General features: G+C 33.6%; 13 protein-coding genes. 4 read left to right on the top strand and 9 right to left on the bottom strand.

All coding sequences use genetic code 11. The features are described 5' to 3' along the window. Nucleotides 1–13: 13 nt before the first annotated feature. The 3 genes from egtB to CA2559_RS13125 all read right to left on the bottom strand — a co-directional run bounded on the left by egtB (nt 14) and on the right by CA2559_RS13125 (nt 2,495). Nucleotides 14–1,174 carry an ergothioneine biosynthesis protein EgtB gene (egtB, locus tag CA2559_RS13135; RefSeq protein ID WP_013188403.1) on the bottom strand — a complete coding sequence of 387 codons (1,161 nt, stop codon included), beginning with the start codon at nt 1,172–1,174 and terminating at the stop codon, nt 14–16. 73 nt (nt 1,175–1,247) lie between these two features. Continuing rightward, nucleotides 1,248–1,661 carry an energy transducer TonB gene (locus tag CA2559_RS13130; protein ID WP_013188402.1) on the bottom strand — a complete coding sequence of 138 codons (414 nt, stop codon included), beginning with the start codon at nt 1,659–1,661 and terminating at the stop codon, nt 1,248–1,250. A gap of 9 nt (nt 1,662–1,670) precedes the next feature. Then, complete coding sequence (locus CA2559_RS13125; protein WP_013188401.1) at nt 1,671–2,495, bottom strand: thymidylate synthase; 825 nt, start codon at nt 2,493–2,495, stop codon at nt 1,671–1,673. Nucleotides 2,496–2,659: 164 nt separating this feature from the next. On the opposite strand from CA2559_RS13125, the gene CA2559_RS13120 reads away from it, so the two are divergent. Continuing rightward, nucleotides 2,660–3,031, top strand: coding sequence for a hypothetical protein (locus CA2559_RS13120; protein ID WP_148232824.1), 372 nt, complete (start codon nt 2,660–2,662; stop codon nt 3,029–3,031). 5 nt (nt 3,032–3,036) lie between these two features. Then, nucleotides 3,037–3,396, top strand: a complete 360-nt coding sequence (locus CA2559_RS13115; protein ID WP_013188399.1) for a hypothetical protein — start codon at nt 3,037–3,039, stop codon at nt 3,394–3,396. Here the strand turns inward: CA2559_RS13115 and CA2559_RS13110 are convergent. The 4 genes from CA2559_RS13110 to CA2559_RS13095 all read right to left on the bottom strand — a co-directional run bounded on the left by CA2559_RS13110 (nt 3,393) and on the right by CA2559_RS13095 (nt 7,651). After that, nucleotides 3,393–5,150 carry a NupC/NupG family nucleoside CNT transporter gene (locus tag CA2559_RS13110; protein ID WP_013188398.1) on the bottom strand — a complete coding sequence of 586 codons (1,758 nt, stop codon included), beginning with the start codon at nt 5,148–5,150 and terminating at the stop codon, nt 3,393–3,395. The two genes, CA2559_RS13115 and CA2559_RS13110, sit on opposite strands and share 4 nt — an antisense overlap. A 4-nt stretch (nt 5,151–5,154) precedes the next feature. After that, complete coding sequence (locus CA2559_RS13105; RefSeq protein WP_013188397.1) at nt 5,155–5,775, bottom strand: bifunctional nuclease family protein; 621 nt, start codon at nt 5,773–5,775, stop codon at nt 5,155–5,157. Nucleotides 5,776–5,888: 113 nt separating this feature from the next. After that, entirely contained in the window at nt 5,889–6,854 is a 966-nt protein-coding gene (locus tag CA2559_RS13100) for an electron transfer flavoprotein subunit alpha/FixB family protein (protein ID WP_013188396.1), read from the bottom strand. Nucleotides 6,855–6,904: 50 nt separating this feature from the next. Further along, nucleotides 6,905–7,651: an electron transfer flavoprotein subunit beta/FixA family protein gene (locus tag CA2559_RS13095; protein WP_013188395.1), complete on the bottom strand. Its 747-nt coding sequence runs from the start codon at nt 7,649–7,651 to the stop codon at nt 6,905–6,907. A 186-nt stretch (nt 7,652–7,837) separates the two neighbouring features. Here CA2559_RS13095 and CA2559_RS13090 point away from each other — a divergent pair, with 186 nt between their 5' ends. Together CA2559_RS13090 and CA2559_RS13085 are read left to right on the top strand one after the other, a co-directional pair. Beyond that, a complete protein-coding gene (locus CA2559_RS13090; protein ID WP_013188394.1) occupies nt 7,838–8,815 on the top strand; it encodes a pyruvate dehydrogenase complex E1 component subunit beta in 978 nt (325 codons plus the stop codon). 133 nt (nt 8,816–8,948) lie between these two features. Next, nucleotides 8,949–11,435 (top strand): DUF5686 and carboxypeptidase-like regulatory domain-containing protein, encoded by a 2,487-nt coding sequence (locus CA2559_RS13085; RefSeq protein ID WP_013188393.1) that lies wholly within the window; start codon nt 8,949–8,951, stop codon nt 11,433–11,435. A 200-nt stretch (nt 11,436–11,635) separates the two neighbouring features. Here the strand turns inward: CA2559_RS13085 and CA2559_RS13080 are convergent, their stop codons facing one another. Then, nucleotides 11,636–14,917, bottom strand: a complete 3,282-nt coding sequence (locus CA2559_RS13080; RefSeq protein WP_013188392.1) for a reprolysin-like metallopeptidase — start codon at nt 14,915–14,917, stop codon at nt 11,636–11,638. Nucleotides 14,918–15,066: 149 nt separating this feature from the next. Further along, nucleotides 15,067–16,086 carry an AI-2E family transporter gene (locus tag CA2559_RS13075; protein WP_013188391.1) on the bottom strand — a complete coding sequence of 340 codons (1,020 nt, stop codon included), beginning with the start codon at nt 16,084–16,086 and terminating at the stop codon, nt 15,067–15,069. Nucleotides 16,087–16,092 lie beyond the last annotated feature (6 nt).

Raw genomic sequence — 16,092 nt, 5'->3', positions numbered from 1 at the left:
AGAGTAGTCGTGTTTATTTAGCTAACCTTAATCCTGTATACTGCCATCTTAAATTTGGATGAAAAAAATTACGGTATGTTGGTCGTGTATGTTTAGATGAAGTAGCAACAGAACCACCTCTTAACACCTTTTGGCTAACCATAAATTTACCATTATACTCGCCTAAAGCACCATCTGCTTTTTTATAGTTTGGGTATGGTAAATAAGCACTTTCTGTCCATTCCCAACGCTGTCCCCAATTAAATAAATGTTGAGAGACTTCCCACTCAAACTCTGTTGGTAGTCTTAAGCCTTTAAATTGAGCAAACGCGAATGCCTCATAATAAGAAATATGTGTAAGTGGTGCATTAGGATCTATCTCCTTTAAGCCTTGTAGAGTATAATGTTGCCAAATATTATTATCAAAATGCCAATATTGTGGTGCTGAAATATTTTCTGTGCTAAGCCAATCCCAAGCTTCTGCGTGCCATAATAATGCATTTTTATAACCATCTGCTTCCATAAACTCCATAAACTCACCATTGGTAACTAATGTATTGGAAATCTGAAAGGCGTTAATAAATACTTGGTGTCTGCCCAATTCATTATCATAGCAAAAATCTTTAGAGTTGTGACCTATGTCATATAACCCTTCATTTACAGAAAGCCATTCTCTATTGTGATTTTCTGCTGTATGCTCTGTAAATGTATCATTGTATTTAGGCAATAAGGGGTTATTACCTAAAATGTATTTTATATCTGTAATTAATAATTCCTGATGTTGCTTTTCGTGATGTATACCAATTTCAACAAGTTCAATTAATTCTTCGGAGTCATTGTCTTGTAATAGAAGCTCCATTTGTTTGGTGATATAATGTCTGTATTTATAAATATCATTTACAGTTGGCCTTGAGAGGTTACCTCGATTTGTTCTTACAACACGTTTACCAAAACTTTCGTAATAGCTATTAAAAACAAAACCATAACTATCGTTAAAGCATTCGTAGTTATCTTTAAAAGATTTTAAAATAAACTCTTCAAAAAACCACGTGCTATGACCTAGATGCCACTTTGGTGGAGATACATCTACAATGGGTTGCACCACATAATCTTCAATTTCAAGTGGCTTGCAAATGGTTTCTGTTGTATGTCTAGTTTCTAGGAAGAAATCTAGGATTGTATTTGTAGCTATCATAAAAAAAAGAGTGCAAGCTTTAGGCTTACACTCAAATTTACTAAATATTTTTCAAGACAGTTTTAAACAAAAACTAAAAATTAAAAGGAACTTTGTATTGAATAGCTCTTGGTTTTCCGCCTAACATTCCAGGTTTCATTTCAGGAATTTGCAATATATTACGCTTTGCTTCTTCTTGTAAATAAGGTTTTCCGCCAGTAACTTCTTTAATTTCAGGTTTCCCTTCTTCATTAATTATAAAAGTTACAATTACTTTAGTGCCTTTATCCTCTGCTTTATATTCTTTTGGAAATTTAAAGTTTTTACCAATGTGTTGTGCTAGCTTTTGATTAAAGCAATTTTTCTTTTTTAACTCGCTTCCAGTACAACCTGGCCAAGTTGGTGGGATTTCTCTCATAGAAACTGTATTTCCAGATACACTAACACCATCTTGGGCAAAGCTCATGCCGCTAATTAAAAATACAACTAGTAATAGTAGGTTTTTCATAGTAAAGTTTTAAATGGCAACAGCACCTTTAATGTGCGGATGCGGATTATAGTTTATTAACGTAAAGTCATCAAATTTAAAGCCAAAGATATCTTTTACGTCTTTATTAATTTGCATTTTTGGTAATGGTCTGCATTCTCTAGAGAGTTGCAGCTCAACTTGTTCAAAATGATTGTTATAAATATGGGCATCACCAAAAGTATGTATAAAATCTCCAGCTTCATAACCACATACTTGAGCTATCATCATAGTAAGTAGGGCATAAGAGGCTATATTAAAAGGCACACCCAAAAATATATCTGCACTACGTTGGTATAATTGACAAGACAGCTTTCCCTCTGCAACATAAAACTGAAAGAAAGCATGACAAGGTGGTAATGCAGCTTTTCCTTTAGCTACATTTTCACTAAAACTTTCAGAAGTATTTGGCATCACACTAGGATTCCAAGCAGAAACTAACATGCGTCTGCTGTTAGGGTTATTTTTTAATGTATCTATTATATCCTTAATCTGGTCTATTTCTTCAGAGTTCCAATTACGCCATTGGTGGCCATACACTGGTCCTAAATCGCCATTTTCATCTGCCCACTCATTCCAGATACGTACGCCGTTATCCTGCAGATACTTAATATTGGTATCTCCATTTAAAAACCATAATAGCTCATATATAATAGATTTTAAGTGAAGTTTCTTAGTAGTAACCATAGGGAAACCTTCACTCAAATTAAATCTCATTTGATAACCAAAAACACTCTTGGTACCAGTACCAGTACGATCTCCTTTTTGTACGCCTGCTTTTAATACATGGCGCATTAAATCATGGTATTGCTTCATTTTAAAGTCTAAGTTTTAGTTATGAGGCTAAAGTATTAAATTAAATTTCAAGGTCTTAATTAGAGTCCTAAAAAATATTATTTACTTATTAACCAATATATTTTAGGAATACCTTAACATTGTTTAGGAAAATATTATAATTTTGTAGAATTGTAATTAATGCTATGAAAACAATACAATATCCATTCGGGAATTTTCATTTATATGAAACTTACTGTCATCTCGATTTAGTTGAGAATAAATTTCTTTCGTTAGAAGAGTGCAAAATCGTTATGAACGATATTAATGACTTTTATAAGAAGAACCCTCACGTAGTTATTTCAGACAGAAAGTTTGCATCTTCAATTGATATAGATGCATACAAGTATGTAAACCATAAACGTATGGTAGGAATAGCTATTGTGACTAGTAAAGAAAATGCTAGTGAAGACTTAATTAAAGAACAAGAAATGTATAAAGGCTCTTTTGCATTCTTTAAAAGTTTAGAAGAAGCAAAAGATTGGGCGGCATCTTTTGTGGCCTATGCAGTTAAATAATAGCTATGTTTAAGAAGATAGATTACGGCTTCGCAACACTTGAGCTTACAGAGCATTACTCTTTTGTAAACTTAAAAGAAAACTGTAATATGACGCTTGAGCAGTCTAAAGACGTGCTTAATCATTTTGGTAAACGTAAATATGTAATTATTGTAGACCGAAAAGAGGAAACAACTATAGATTTAAAATCCTATAAACTTGCTAATCCTAAGCAGGTAATTGGTATAGCCATAGTTTCTAAAGCAGAGAAAATATTTGATCAGCTAATTAAAGAACAGCGTCTTTTTAAAAACTCCTTTGCGTTTTTTAAAACGGTAGACGAAGCTAAAGATTGGGCTGAAAGTTTTGTTGAGCGTTATGGTTAACCTATAATCATTCCTGCTATTGTTGCAGAAAGTAAAGATGCTAGTGTACCGCCAATAAGTGCCTTCATTCCAAATCGCGACAAGGTTTTTCGTTGTCCAGGCGCTAGTGATCCTATACCACCAATCTGTATACCTATTGAAGCAAAATTTGCAAAACCACACAACATATACGTTGCCATGATTACAGACTTTTCGTAGTTGAGACTTAATGCATTTGCAGAATTCTTAAGATCTGCTAATTGTATATACCCAACAAACTCACTTGCAACTAACTTGATACCTAGCAATTGTCCCATTAGAGCAATATCATCTGTTGCTACTCCAATTAACCACATAAGTGGTGCAAATGTATAACCTAGAATAAATTCTAAAGACAATGCATTATAGGTTGTATTGTTTGCAATGACTTCATTTAAGGAAGTAAAGTGCCAGTCTATATTTAAAAATGCAATTGTAAACCCATCAAAACCTGCTGCATATCCAAGAATACCATTTACCATTGCTATAAGAGCTATAAATACTAATAGCATTGCTCCAACATTTGCTGCAAGCTTTAAGCCTTCTGTAGTACCATTTGCTATGGCATCTAAAATATTAGATCCAATCTTGTCTGAGGAAACTTCTACATCTTTGTTTACTTTTTCCTGTTGTGGAAAAAGTATTTTAGAAATAATAATTGCACCAGGTGCAGCCATCACAGATGCAGCGAGAAGGTGTTTGGCAAACTCTAAACGTAATGCAGGATCATCTCCACCCAAAAACCCGATGTAAGCCGCCAATACGCCACCAGCTACTGTAGCCATACCGCCAACCATGACTAATAAAATTTCAGACTTGGTCATGCGCTCTAAATAAGCCTTGATCATTAAAGGTGCTTCAGTTTGACCTAAGAATATATTACCAGCAACACTTAGGCTCTCAGCTCCAGATATACCTAATAATTTTGTTAAGGCCCAAGCCATGCCTTTTACTACTATTTGTATAACACCTAAATAAAATAGGATAGAGGTTAGCGCTGAAAAGAAAATAATTGTTGGAAGTACTTGAAACAAAAAGATGAAGCCAAAGCTATCTACATCCATCATTCCTCCTAAAAGGAACTCACTACCAGCAGCAGTAAAATCTAAAATCTTCACAAATATCTTACCTACAAATTCAAAAATACTTTGAACAAAAGATATTTTTAAAACTCCAATTGCAAGAAGAAGTTGTGCGCCTAATCCTACACCAATAGTTTTCCAATTAATAGCTTTTCTATTGCTGCTAAATATAAAAGCAATAATAAGTAGGGATAGCATACCTATAGCGCCACGCCAAAAGCTATTAAATGTAAAGCCTCCATTAGGTATTAATTCTTTAGAGGTATTAACCGGTAAAACTTCTGTTACATTTTGAGAGGTCGCTTTAAAGTTATAGGTATTCTCATTTTCCTTAAAAGATAATTCAGAGTCACTTTCGTAAGTTATTCTAAATCTTCTAATTGTATCTTTTGGTTGAGAGTAAAAGAAAACTAACAAATCGTTTTGGAGCATATAATCTCCACTTGCTTCTATATTATTAGCCTCAAGGCTGTAGTTAAAACGACCTTCTTTTATTGTTAGGATGTCGTTTTCGCTGTTTATTTGAAATAGCTCTTCTCCTTGTGCATTGGTAACACTTGTAAACTCCCAAGTGTTTTGTATTTGTGCAGATGTAAGATTAGAAAAGGCCAGACATAAGCAAATAATGCTTAAAGAGATGTAGTGTTTCAACATAAATTTAATTTCGTTTAGAAATCTCGTCCCTTAATAGCGCAGCCTGTTCATAGTCTTCTTTGCTAACAGCTTGGTCGAGCATCTTGTTTAATTCCTTGAGAGATAAATTTGAATAATCTGAAGAGCTGCTCGATGATAAAGGTTCATCTGGCATTACACTGTCTAAAATAGTGTCTGCTTCTTCACGTTGTTCTTTTGCAGATTTTGGTTCTGCATTCAGGTAAATACCTGCTTTGTCTAATATATTCTGATATGTAAAAATAGGTGCATCAAACCTAAGTGCTAATGCAATGGCATCACTTGTGCGGGCATCAATTGTTTCCTCTACACCTTGGCGTTCAGAAATTAGGCTAGAGTAAAATACGCCATCAACTAATTTATGAATGATAACTTGTTTAATATTAATCTCAAAACGTTCAGAAAAATTCTTAAACAAATCGTGTGTAAGTGGTCTTGGTGGTTTAATATCCTTTTCTAAAGCTATGGCTATAGATTGTGCTTCAAAAGCACCAATAACTATTGGTAGCTGTTTGTTGCCTTCCTGCTCGTTTAAAATAAGTGCATAAGCACCATTCTGTGTTTGGCTATAGGAAATACCCTTAATGTCCAAGCGGACTAAACTCATGTGATTTCAATTAAAAAGACTGTTTAAAGATAGGCTATACCTAAGTTTAAACAGCCTTAATTTGTGGCACAATTTATAAAAATTATGCGTTAAAGACTTATATTATCTTTATTTTATTGGTTTGCTTTAAATGTTTTAAGCTTCTCAATTAATTTTGGTACAACTTCAAAAGCATCTCCAACAACACCGTAGTCTGCAGCTTTAAAGAATGGTGCCTCAGGATCGTTGTTAATTACTACTTTAGTTTTAGAGGCATTTATACCTGCTAAATGTTGTATTGCTCCAGAGATTCCTATTGCGATATATAGGTTAGATGCAACTGGCTTTCCAGTTTGTCCTACGTGTTCACTATGTGGTCTCCATCCCATATCCGAAACTGGCTTAGAGCATGCTGTTGCAGCACCTAAAACGTCTGCAAGCTCTTCAATCATACCCCAATTTTCTGGGCCTTTAAGTCCTCTACCTCCAGAAACAACTACTTCTGCATCTGCAATTGTTACTTTGTCTGTAGCTTTATCTACACTTTCTACATTAACTGTAAAATCTTCTGAGCCTAATTCTGGAATAAAATCTTCATTTGTTCCGCTAGCTTCTGTTTCATGTAAACCATAAGCATTTTTAGAAACACCGATTATGGCTCTGTCTGTAGTAATTTCTGTAATATTAAACGCTTTGTTTGTAAAAGCAGTTCGCTTAACTGTTACAGGAGATGTGTTTTCTGGAAGAGCAACAACGTTTGATGCGTATCCAGCTTCTAGATCTACAGCCAATAATGGTGCTAAATATTTTGCATTAGCGCTTTGGCTTACAATAATGACTTTAGCATCTTCTTTCTTAGCTGCTTGAGCTAATGCATCTGCATAAGCTTCTGCATTAAATTTTTCTAGCTTGTCATTTTTTACATTTAATACTTTATCTACACCATAAGTTGCAAGTGTAGAAGTATCTTCGGCATTAAATGCTACGGCTGTAACAGATACGCCTAACATTTTAGCAACTCCTTTAGCGTAAGAAGCTACTTCTAAAGCGGTCTTTTTAAATTGACCTTGTTCTGATTCTGTATATACTAAAACTGACATGTTTTTATTTTATAAGTTAAAATGAATAATGATAAAATTGTAAACTACAATTATATCACCTTAGCTTCATTATGTAATAAGTCTACAAGTTGGTCTAAGTTGTTTGCTTCAACAAGTTTAACAGCACCTTTAGGGGCAGGCTTTTCAAACTTTACGGCTTGAGTTTCTTTAGACGCTCCAGTAGGTTCAACTACATTTAATGGTTTTTTACGAGCCATCATAATACCTCTCATATTAGGAATACGTAAATCACTTTCTTCAACTAAACCTTTCTGGCCACCAACTACTAAAGGTAATTTAGCAGAAAGTGTTTCTTTACCACCATCTATCTCTCTTGTAGCAGTTGCAGTTTCGCCATCTATTTCTAAACCAGTACAGGTATTTACAAAGTTAGCATCTAATAATTTTGCTAACATTCCTGGTACCATTCCACCATTATAGTCAATAGACTCACGTCCAGCAATAATAAGGTTGTAGTCGCCATCTTTAGCTACTGCAGCTATTTCTTTTGCTACTTGGTAACCATCTAAAGCAGGTGTGTTAACACGTATAGCTGTATCTGCTCCAATAGCTAATGCTTTTCTTAACGTAGGTTCTGTTTCTGGGCCGCCAACATTAATAATATCTACACTGGCACCTTGTTTTTCTTTAAACCACATAGCACGAGTTAAACCAAATTCGTCATTAGGGTTTATTACAAATTGTACACCATTGGTATCAAACTTTGTGTCGCCATCTGTGAAATTGATTTTAGACGTTGTGTCTGGCACGTGGCTTATACATACTAGAATTTTCATATATAATAGACTGTTTTTTAAACTAATTTTATTGTGATGCGAATATACTAAATTGAAATGAAAAATGCTATGCGCGCATAATAAAATATTCTATTTTATAATACATCGATATTCATTGTTATTGCTATTTTTGTTGACCTTAAAATGCATGATAGTTTTACTATCTCAATTTGACATTTATATAATATGAGAGAAATACAATTTAGAGAAGCCGTTTGCGAAGCAATGAGCGAAGAAATGCGTGCAGATGAAAGCGTCTTTTTAATGGGTGAAGAAGTAGCAGAGTACAATGGTGCTTACAAAGCCTCTAAAGGCATGTTAGATGAGTTTGGCGCTAAGCGCGTTATAGACACACCAATTTCTGAACTTGGTTTTGCTGGTATAGCAGTAGGATCTGCAATGAATGGTAATAGGCCAATTGTAGAGTTTATGACCTTTAATTTCTCTTTGGTTGGTATAGATCAAATAATAAACAACGCTGCTAAGATGCGACAAATGTCTGGCGGTCAATTTAATATTCCTATTGTATTTAGAGGTCCTACAGCTTCTGCTGGGCAATTGGGCGCTACACACTCACAAGCTTTTGAAAGCTGGTACGCTAATTGTCCTGGATTAAAAGTAGTAGTGCCATCTAATCCTTATGATGCAAAGGGACTACTTAAGGCATCTATAAGAGATGATGATCCAGTTATCTTTATGGAAAGCGAGCAAATGTATGGTGATAAAGGTGAGGTTCCAGAAGAGGAATACACTATCGAGTTAGGGAAAGCAGATATTAAGCGTGAAGGAGAGCATGTAACTATTGTTTCTTTTGGTAAGATTATAAAGCAGGCTTATGAAGCAGCAGAGGTTTTAGCTAAAGAAGATATTTCTTGTGAGATTATAGATTTAAGAACGGTTCGTCCTTTAGATTTTGATGCCATATACAAGTCTGTTAAAAAAACTAACAGATTAGTTATTCTAGAAGAAGCTTGGCCATTTGGTAATATTTCTTCTGAAATTGCATACAGAGTGCAAGAAGAAATTTTTGATTTCCTTGATGCACCAATCATAAAAATAAATACAGCAGATACACCAGCACCATACTCACCAGTTCTTTTAAAAGAATGGTTGCCAAATAGTGACGATGTTGTTGCGGCTGTTAAAAAAGTGATGTACAAGTAATTCAAGATTTTAAATCTTGGCGTTCTGTTTAGGGATAAAGCACAGGTTGTTTTTTACTGTATGTAAATAAAGAATTTTATAAAGGTGAAAGGTTTTTAATATTTAAAGACCAAGTAACCTTCTAAAAGTAATGATGAGATACAGTTTATTTTTTTGTTTTAGTTTATTTACACTGTCTGTGTTAGCTCAAACTAAAGCTAGTGGTGAGGTTTTTGACTCTAACGGAGAACCTGTCCCTTTTGCTAATGTAATTTTAGAAGGTTCAACTGTTGGTACAATTACCAATGAAGAAGGTCGCTTTTATGTAGAGTCTGATAATAATTACGACGCATTAACAGTTAGTTTTGTGGGGTTTGAAACTCAGCGATTTGTTCTTGAAAAACGCAGTAATTACAACTTGAAAATAACACTTAAAGAAGAAGAAAACTCTTTGAGTGAAGTTATTATTTATCAAGGTAAAACTTCTAAAAAGAATAATCCTGCAATAGATATTCTCAAGAAAATTTGGGAAAACAGAAGAGAAAATGGTGTAAAGAAATTTAAACAATACCAATACGATAAGTACGAAAAGCTAGAATTTGATTTAAATACAATTGATAGCACGCTTATTGAAAGTAGAATTTTTAATGGTATGGAGTTTATCTTTGAAGAAACAGACACCAATAACATTACAGGAAAAACTTACCTTCCAATTTTCATAAATGAAGAGTCCTCTAAGATTTTTGGAGATAACACTCTAAACGAAGAAAAAAAGGACCTTCTTGGAAATAAGAATTCAGGGTTTAGTAACAATCAAAACCTTATTGCATTTATAAAAGACCTGTATGCAGATTATGATGTTTACGATAACTACATAAAATTTTTCGATAAAAGTTTTACTAGTCCATTATCTAAAACAGGTGTAGGTGTGTATAATTATGTGCTCTCAGATAGTGCTTATATAGACAATAAGTGGTGTTATAATATTGTGTATTATCCAAGACGTAAAAATGAACTCACGTTTAAAGGAGATTTTTGGGTAAATGATTCTACTTGGGCTATAAAAGATATTAACTTAAGAGTATCTAAAAGTGCAAATATCAATTGGGTAAAAGAAGTTTATATTGAACAAGAGTTTGATGTTTTAAACGATTCAACATTCCTTATAACAAGAGACTACTTTATGTCAGACTTTTCTTTTAGAAAGAAAGAAGAGGCTAGAGGTATTTATGGTAAACGAACAACCTTATATGATAATTATAAGTTCGATATAAAGAAACCAAAAGACTTTTATGATAATGAGGTAGACCCTTTTAATGAAGCTATTTACAATAGGGATGATGCCTTTTGGCATAACAAGCGTCAAGAAGCACTTAATAAAGATGAAAAGGGTGTATATAAAATGTTAGATACCTTAAAAACTGTAAAAGCATTTAAAAGACTTTATGATATAGGAACTATACTAGCAACAGGATATATAGATTATGATGGTTGGGATTATGGTCCTGTATTTTCAACATTTGGATATAACACTGTTGAAGGCTTACGGGTACGTTTTGGCGGTAGAACTTATGGAACACTTAATGACCTTTGGCGTTTTCAAGGTTACGGTGCTTATGGCTTTAAGGACAACCAATTTAAATATGGTGTTTCTGGAAAAGTACTTTTAGATAGAAAATCTAGGCTTATCCTATCTGCTGGTAATAGGCGAGATATAGAGCAATTAGGTGCTAGCTTGACCAACAGTACAGATGTGCTAGGGAGAAGTTTGGCATCATCATCTTTAATTACAGTTGGTAGTAATGATAGGTTAAGTTCTATTAATCTTACCAATGTTGCCATAGAGTTTGAACCAAAAAAGAATTTTAGCTTCAGGACAGATTTTACATATAAAACTTTAAAATCTGCATCACCTACGTTTAGTTTGGATTACTTTATAGATGAAGCAAGAACACAGATAGCCTCAGAATTACAACAAGCAGAGATTTCTACAAAGCTATCTTATACGCCAGGAAGAAAAACTACAGGTTACGGAGTGGAGCGCACGCTTATTAATGAAGGTGAATATGCTAATGTATTTTTAAATTATACATTGGGTGTTAAAAATTTAATTGATAGCGATTTTGATTACCAAAAAGTACAACTGTTTTACAGGCAACCTTGGAAAATAGGTGGAATAGGAAGAATGACAACTACGCTAGAAGCTGGTAAAACTTATGGAGAAGTGCCATTGGCACTGTTAAGTGTTGTACCTGGTAACCAAACGTTATTCTCTATATTTAATTCTTTTCCTTTATTAAACTTTTATGAGTTTGTAACAGACACCTATACCTCATTTCATTTAGAACATAATTTTAATGGAAGGTTCTTTTCTAGAATTCCATTGATTAGAGATTTAAACTTGAGAGAGATTGTAGGAGTCAGAGGTGTATACGGAACACTATCTGATGAAAATAGAGCATTAGATGCTTCAGGTATATTTTTACAAGCACCAGACCTAGAACCTTACTATGAATACAGTTTCGGAGTAGGCAATATTTTTAGAATATTTAGGTTAGATTTTCATTTTAGAGGGAACTATTTTAATAATACAGATGCCAGAAGTTTTGGTGTTACAGGAGCCTTTGGGTTTAGTTTTTAAAATTTTATTTACAAAAAAATATACAATAAATTAGTATGTATTTTCAAGTTTAAGTAACATTAAGCAATGCTGGTAGGTTCTTTAAAGTGAGGTTTAACTGAGGTTTAACTGAGGTTTAAAAATACAGATATAATCTCTTAGTATAAAAAAAAAGCCAGCTATTTAGCTGGCTTTCATTAGTATTGAGCTTGGTAAATTAATTACTCTACAATTAATCGTTTAGTAGTAGTCTTACCATTATCAGTTTTAATTTGCACTAAGTAAGCACCTGTTGCTAAGTTAGAAACATTAACCGTATTGTTAGCTTGAGATAGTGTTGTTTTTAAAACAGATCTTCCTAACATATCAAATAATTTCACATCTAAATTTTTAGAATTAGAGAAACTAAAGTTTACAGTTGTATTAGAAGGATTAGGGTACATAATGATATCATTAGTTAATGTTACATCATTTGTTGTCAACACTTCGTCAATGCCACAATATTCAATAGCCCAATAATCAAGTGTACCATCATCCCCAATAAATGAATCTGAAATAGTTAATGTCCAGGTTCCTTGAGTACTTTCATTATTAAAAGCAGAAAGGGCATCTTGTGGTCTTACAGTACCATTTACTGTTGGTGTTCCAGAACATGAATTTACATTACCAGCATCATCAAATGTTGCTAAAATATCATCTTCTTCTCCACAAGCACCACTAATTAATACTACTGTTGTACCTGAAGGGCTTTCGAGTTCTAAAGTAAGGTCTGAAACATATGTGTGCTTTAAATCTATTAAAACATTAATATCAGAGATAGGTAAATCATCATCTATTGTTATAGAACTTGTTACTGAAACTATTGAGCTTGTTAGTGTTGCAGATGTATTTTCTTCACTATTACATGTTGAAACACCAGTTGTAAATTGATTTGAGTTTGTAAACTCAGCTTCACCGCAATCATTAAATGGTTTTACTCTCCAATAATAGTTAGTTGATTCATTTAAGACTATAGAAGAATTGTACATTGTTGTTTCAACTGTAGCTGTTTCAATAATATTTGTAAAAGTTTCGTTTGTAGAAACTTCAATAGTATAAGATTCTGAAGCACCTGTTGAATCTTCAGACCACATATATTGTGGAGAAGTACTTTGGTTCTCGCTGTTATTTGCAGGAGCACTTAAGCTTGGTGTGTCAAAGTTTGTACCTATAAGTGAAATTGTAGCATCTTGAGTTTTAGATAAGCTACCAGAATCACCTTGATATGTAATTACATAATCTCCAGAAGAAGCATTCTCAAAACCACTTATTGTCATTGTTACAGTTTCTGTAGTCGTACTAGAAGTCTCTGGTGAAAATGTAGCAGAAGCTCCTGTAGGTAATCCTGTTGCAGAGTATGTTACAGTTTCTGTAAACGATGATGAAGGTGTGTAAGTAAATGTAAGAGTTTCTGAACCAGCATTAGAACAAGCGTCTTTTTCTACCTCATTTGCAGTTAAAAAGAATGTAGCTTCAACAGCTTCTTCAATAGTAATAGCACTATCATTAACATCTAAAAACACATTATCTGCTGCCTTTACCATAAGTCTTCCAGTAGTAGTTAAAGTTGGCGGCACAGTAATGTCTTCATCACCATCATTTAGGGTGTTTAAAGCTAAAACAACAGTATCAGAAAAATCACCTGCTGCAGAAAACAGGATGTTTACAATTTGACAATTTACTGATGTGCCATCTGTTCCTGCAACATTCCATGAGATGGTTTCTGTTTCTCCTTGTATCCAAGTTGTTGCATTGTTTTGAGAAGAAACTTCAAAAGGACCAGCTAAAATATCAGTAGATAAGGTCATCAAATCATCTGCCGTTTGCCCTGCATACATGACATTATCTCTTACAGTTAATGCAAATTCAAAATCTCTTTGGTTGCTAGGGATTACTTCCCAAGTAGGAGTAAGGTTGTTGTCTAAAATATCACTTAATTGAGGAAAAAACCTAAAAGGTTCTACAGTACCTCTTCTAGATCTAAACATAGGTCCAGCTGTAGCTAAAGCTATAGGAAGTAATGGTGATTGCATGTCTTCATTGTCATTTTGTTCCCAAGTGTAAGTTAATATATCATCTGAATCTGGATCTTCACCAACACCGGTAAGTTGAAATGCAGTGTTAATAGGAATTGTATAATCTGCGCCAGCATCTGCTGTTGGTGCATTGTTAATTGTAGATGTTTCTATTATATCAGGACAAAATGAGCTTACCCCAGATTGTATATTAGCACTTATATCTCTTATGTTTACGTAGTTAAAATAATCATCAGATTGATCTTGAACATTTTGACCAAGGCAAATCCCAGCATACCCCATTATTGTAGAGCCACTTCCTGGTTCTACTTCAGTATTATTACCAGATTTTAAACACGTTAGTGTTCCATTGTTGGTGTGGTATCCTCCAATTTGGTGTCCCATTTCATGTGCTACGTAATCAATATAAAAAGGATCGCCTGTTGGGTTTGGAAGACCTGTATAACCACTACCTTTATTTCCTGAATTACAAACACACCCTATACATCCAGCATTACCACCACCAGAAGTATTAAAATTATGACCTATATCATAATTCTCGTCACCAATTACCATATCTATTACCTCTTGAGTTTTGTCATTATACTCACCATCCCATGGATCTGTCTCTGGATCTAAATAAATGATTAGGTCTGTATTTGGTATCAACTCAAATGTAATTCCCATTTCTTTTTCATAAACACTATTTACTCGGCTCATAGCAACCACCATTTCGGATAGTACATTAGCTTTCTGTGTAGCTTCATCACCAGTGCCTGCAAAAAGTTGAGCATATTCTCCAGTACAAGATAATGCTAGCTCAAACACTCTAATTTTAGTGTCGTTTGTAGCTCTTAACGTGTTAGAAGGGAAAGAACCTCTATCTACTTCTACAAAAGAATTGTCTGTCTCACAAGAAAATTCTCCTACAGACAAGTTTACCAAATGGTCTCTTTTATAAACCATATAGACAGACTTGTCTTTTGTATAAGGGTCAATGTAAACTGTAGATTGTCCAGGTCTTGAAATACTAGCATGTAAACCGCTATTAGTAACACTAAAACGCATATAGTTACCAGGATTGTCTAAAGACTGAGCAACATAACTTCTTATGTTTGGATATTTAGCTTGTAGCTCTGGATGTAATGTTTGAGTATCTAAAACTCCAAATCTTTCAAAATTTCCTCCAGTTGTAGGAACACTAATAATATGATTAGATTTTCCGAAAAACTCACCTCGTTTAGGCGCGTTATATAATTTGCTTTTTAAGTTTTCAATATCTAAATTGAAAAGCTCAAAAGTTGTTGGCATATGATCATTTCTAAAGCCAACTTCTTGTTGTGTAATTTGTCTAGTCGATCTAGACCAATCGTTCCCGTTTTGAGCGTGCAATCCTGACAAGAATAAGCAGGCTAACACAGAGAAAAGTAAGGTAGTTTTCAAGTTCATAATACTATTGATTTTTTAATAACTATCAATGATATTAATTATCTGATTAACATAATAATAATTTAATATTATTTAATATAATACAACTAAACTTACTGATGAAAGGTAAAATACTTCGTTGAGAGATTGATTTTTTGAGGAATCAAATTTTAAAGACGAGCTTCATTCTTTCCATACTCATTCTTATAAATTTTCACAATTAACAAGAAAAGAGAGATTAATAATGGTCCAAAAATTAAACCAATAAATCCGAAAAGTGGTACACCTACAACTACTCCAAATAATGTAATTAATGGGTGTACATTAGAAAGCTTTTGTAACATATATAAACGTATAAAATTATCTGTAGCACCCACGACTACCATACCGTAAATAAATATAGCTATAGCTTGCCAATGCATACCTTGTGCATAAAGTAAAATTGTGACAGGTATGATACCAATTGCTGTACCAATAAAAGGAATCATAGATCCTATGGTAGTTATAACAAACCAAAAGAAAGGATCTGGTACACCAAATATTAAAAACCCAATAAGAGCTATAATACCTTGGCAAATTGCAACTAATGGAATACCAATTGCATTTGCTCTTACCAAATCACTACTTTCCTTACCAATAAGAATTAAATTATCGTGACCAATTGGTATATATTCATCTAAAGCTTCTCTTAGTTGGCTACGGTTGGTAAGCATATAATACAACATAAAATATAATATACCTATTGCAATAAAAGCATCAAAAGTACCTCCAGCTAAATTCTTTAGATTATCTCCAACCCAACTTGCTATTTTTCCAGTATCTATTTGTGAGCTTAGGTCATAACCAACGCTTAACTCCCATTTGTCAACTTGTGTTTTTACAGCTTCAATAACACGTTCAGAGTTATCTACAGCTTTACCAATCTTTGAGGTTAGCATAATGATAATTAAACTAATTGGGACTAAGATCCCTACAAATGAACCAAGCATTAATAAACCGCTTGCTAGGTTTTCGTTCCAACCTTTACGCAATAATATTACCATCCATTTTCTTAGAAGAACATAAAATGTAATAGCACCTAAAACACCACCCAGATAAGGGATAATTTCTCTAAAAATTAAAATAAGTAAAAACAGGATAATAATTATGACAAATAGTTGTCTTACAAGTGTTGGAGAAAGTTTTTTCATGGGTTG

Origin of the sequence: Croceibacter atlanticus HTCC2559, assembly GCF_000196315.1 — a bacterium.
Taxonomy (GTDB): Bacteria; Bacteroidota; Bacteroidia; order Flavobacteriales; family Flavobacteriaceae; genus Croceibacter; species Croceibacter atlanticus.
This window is presented reverse-complemented; position numbering and strand designations above follow the sequence as displayed.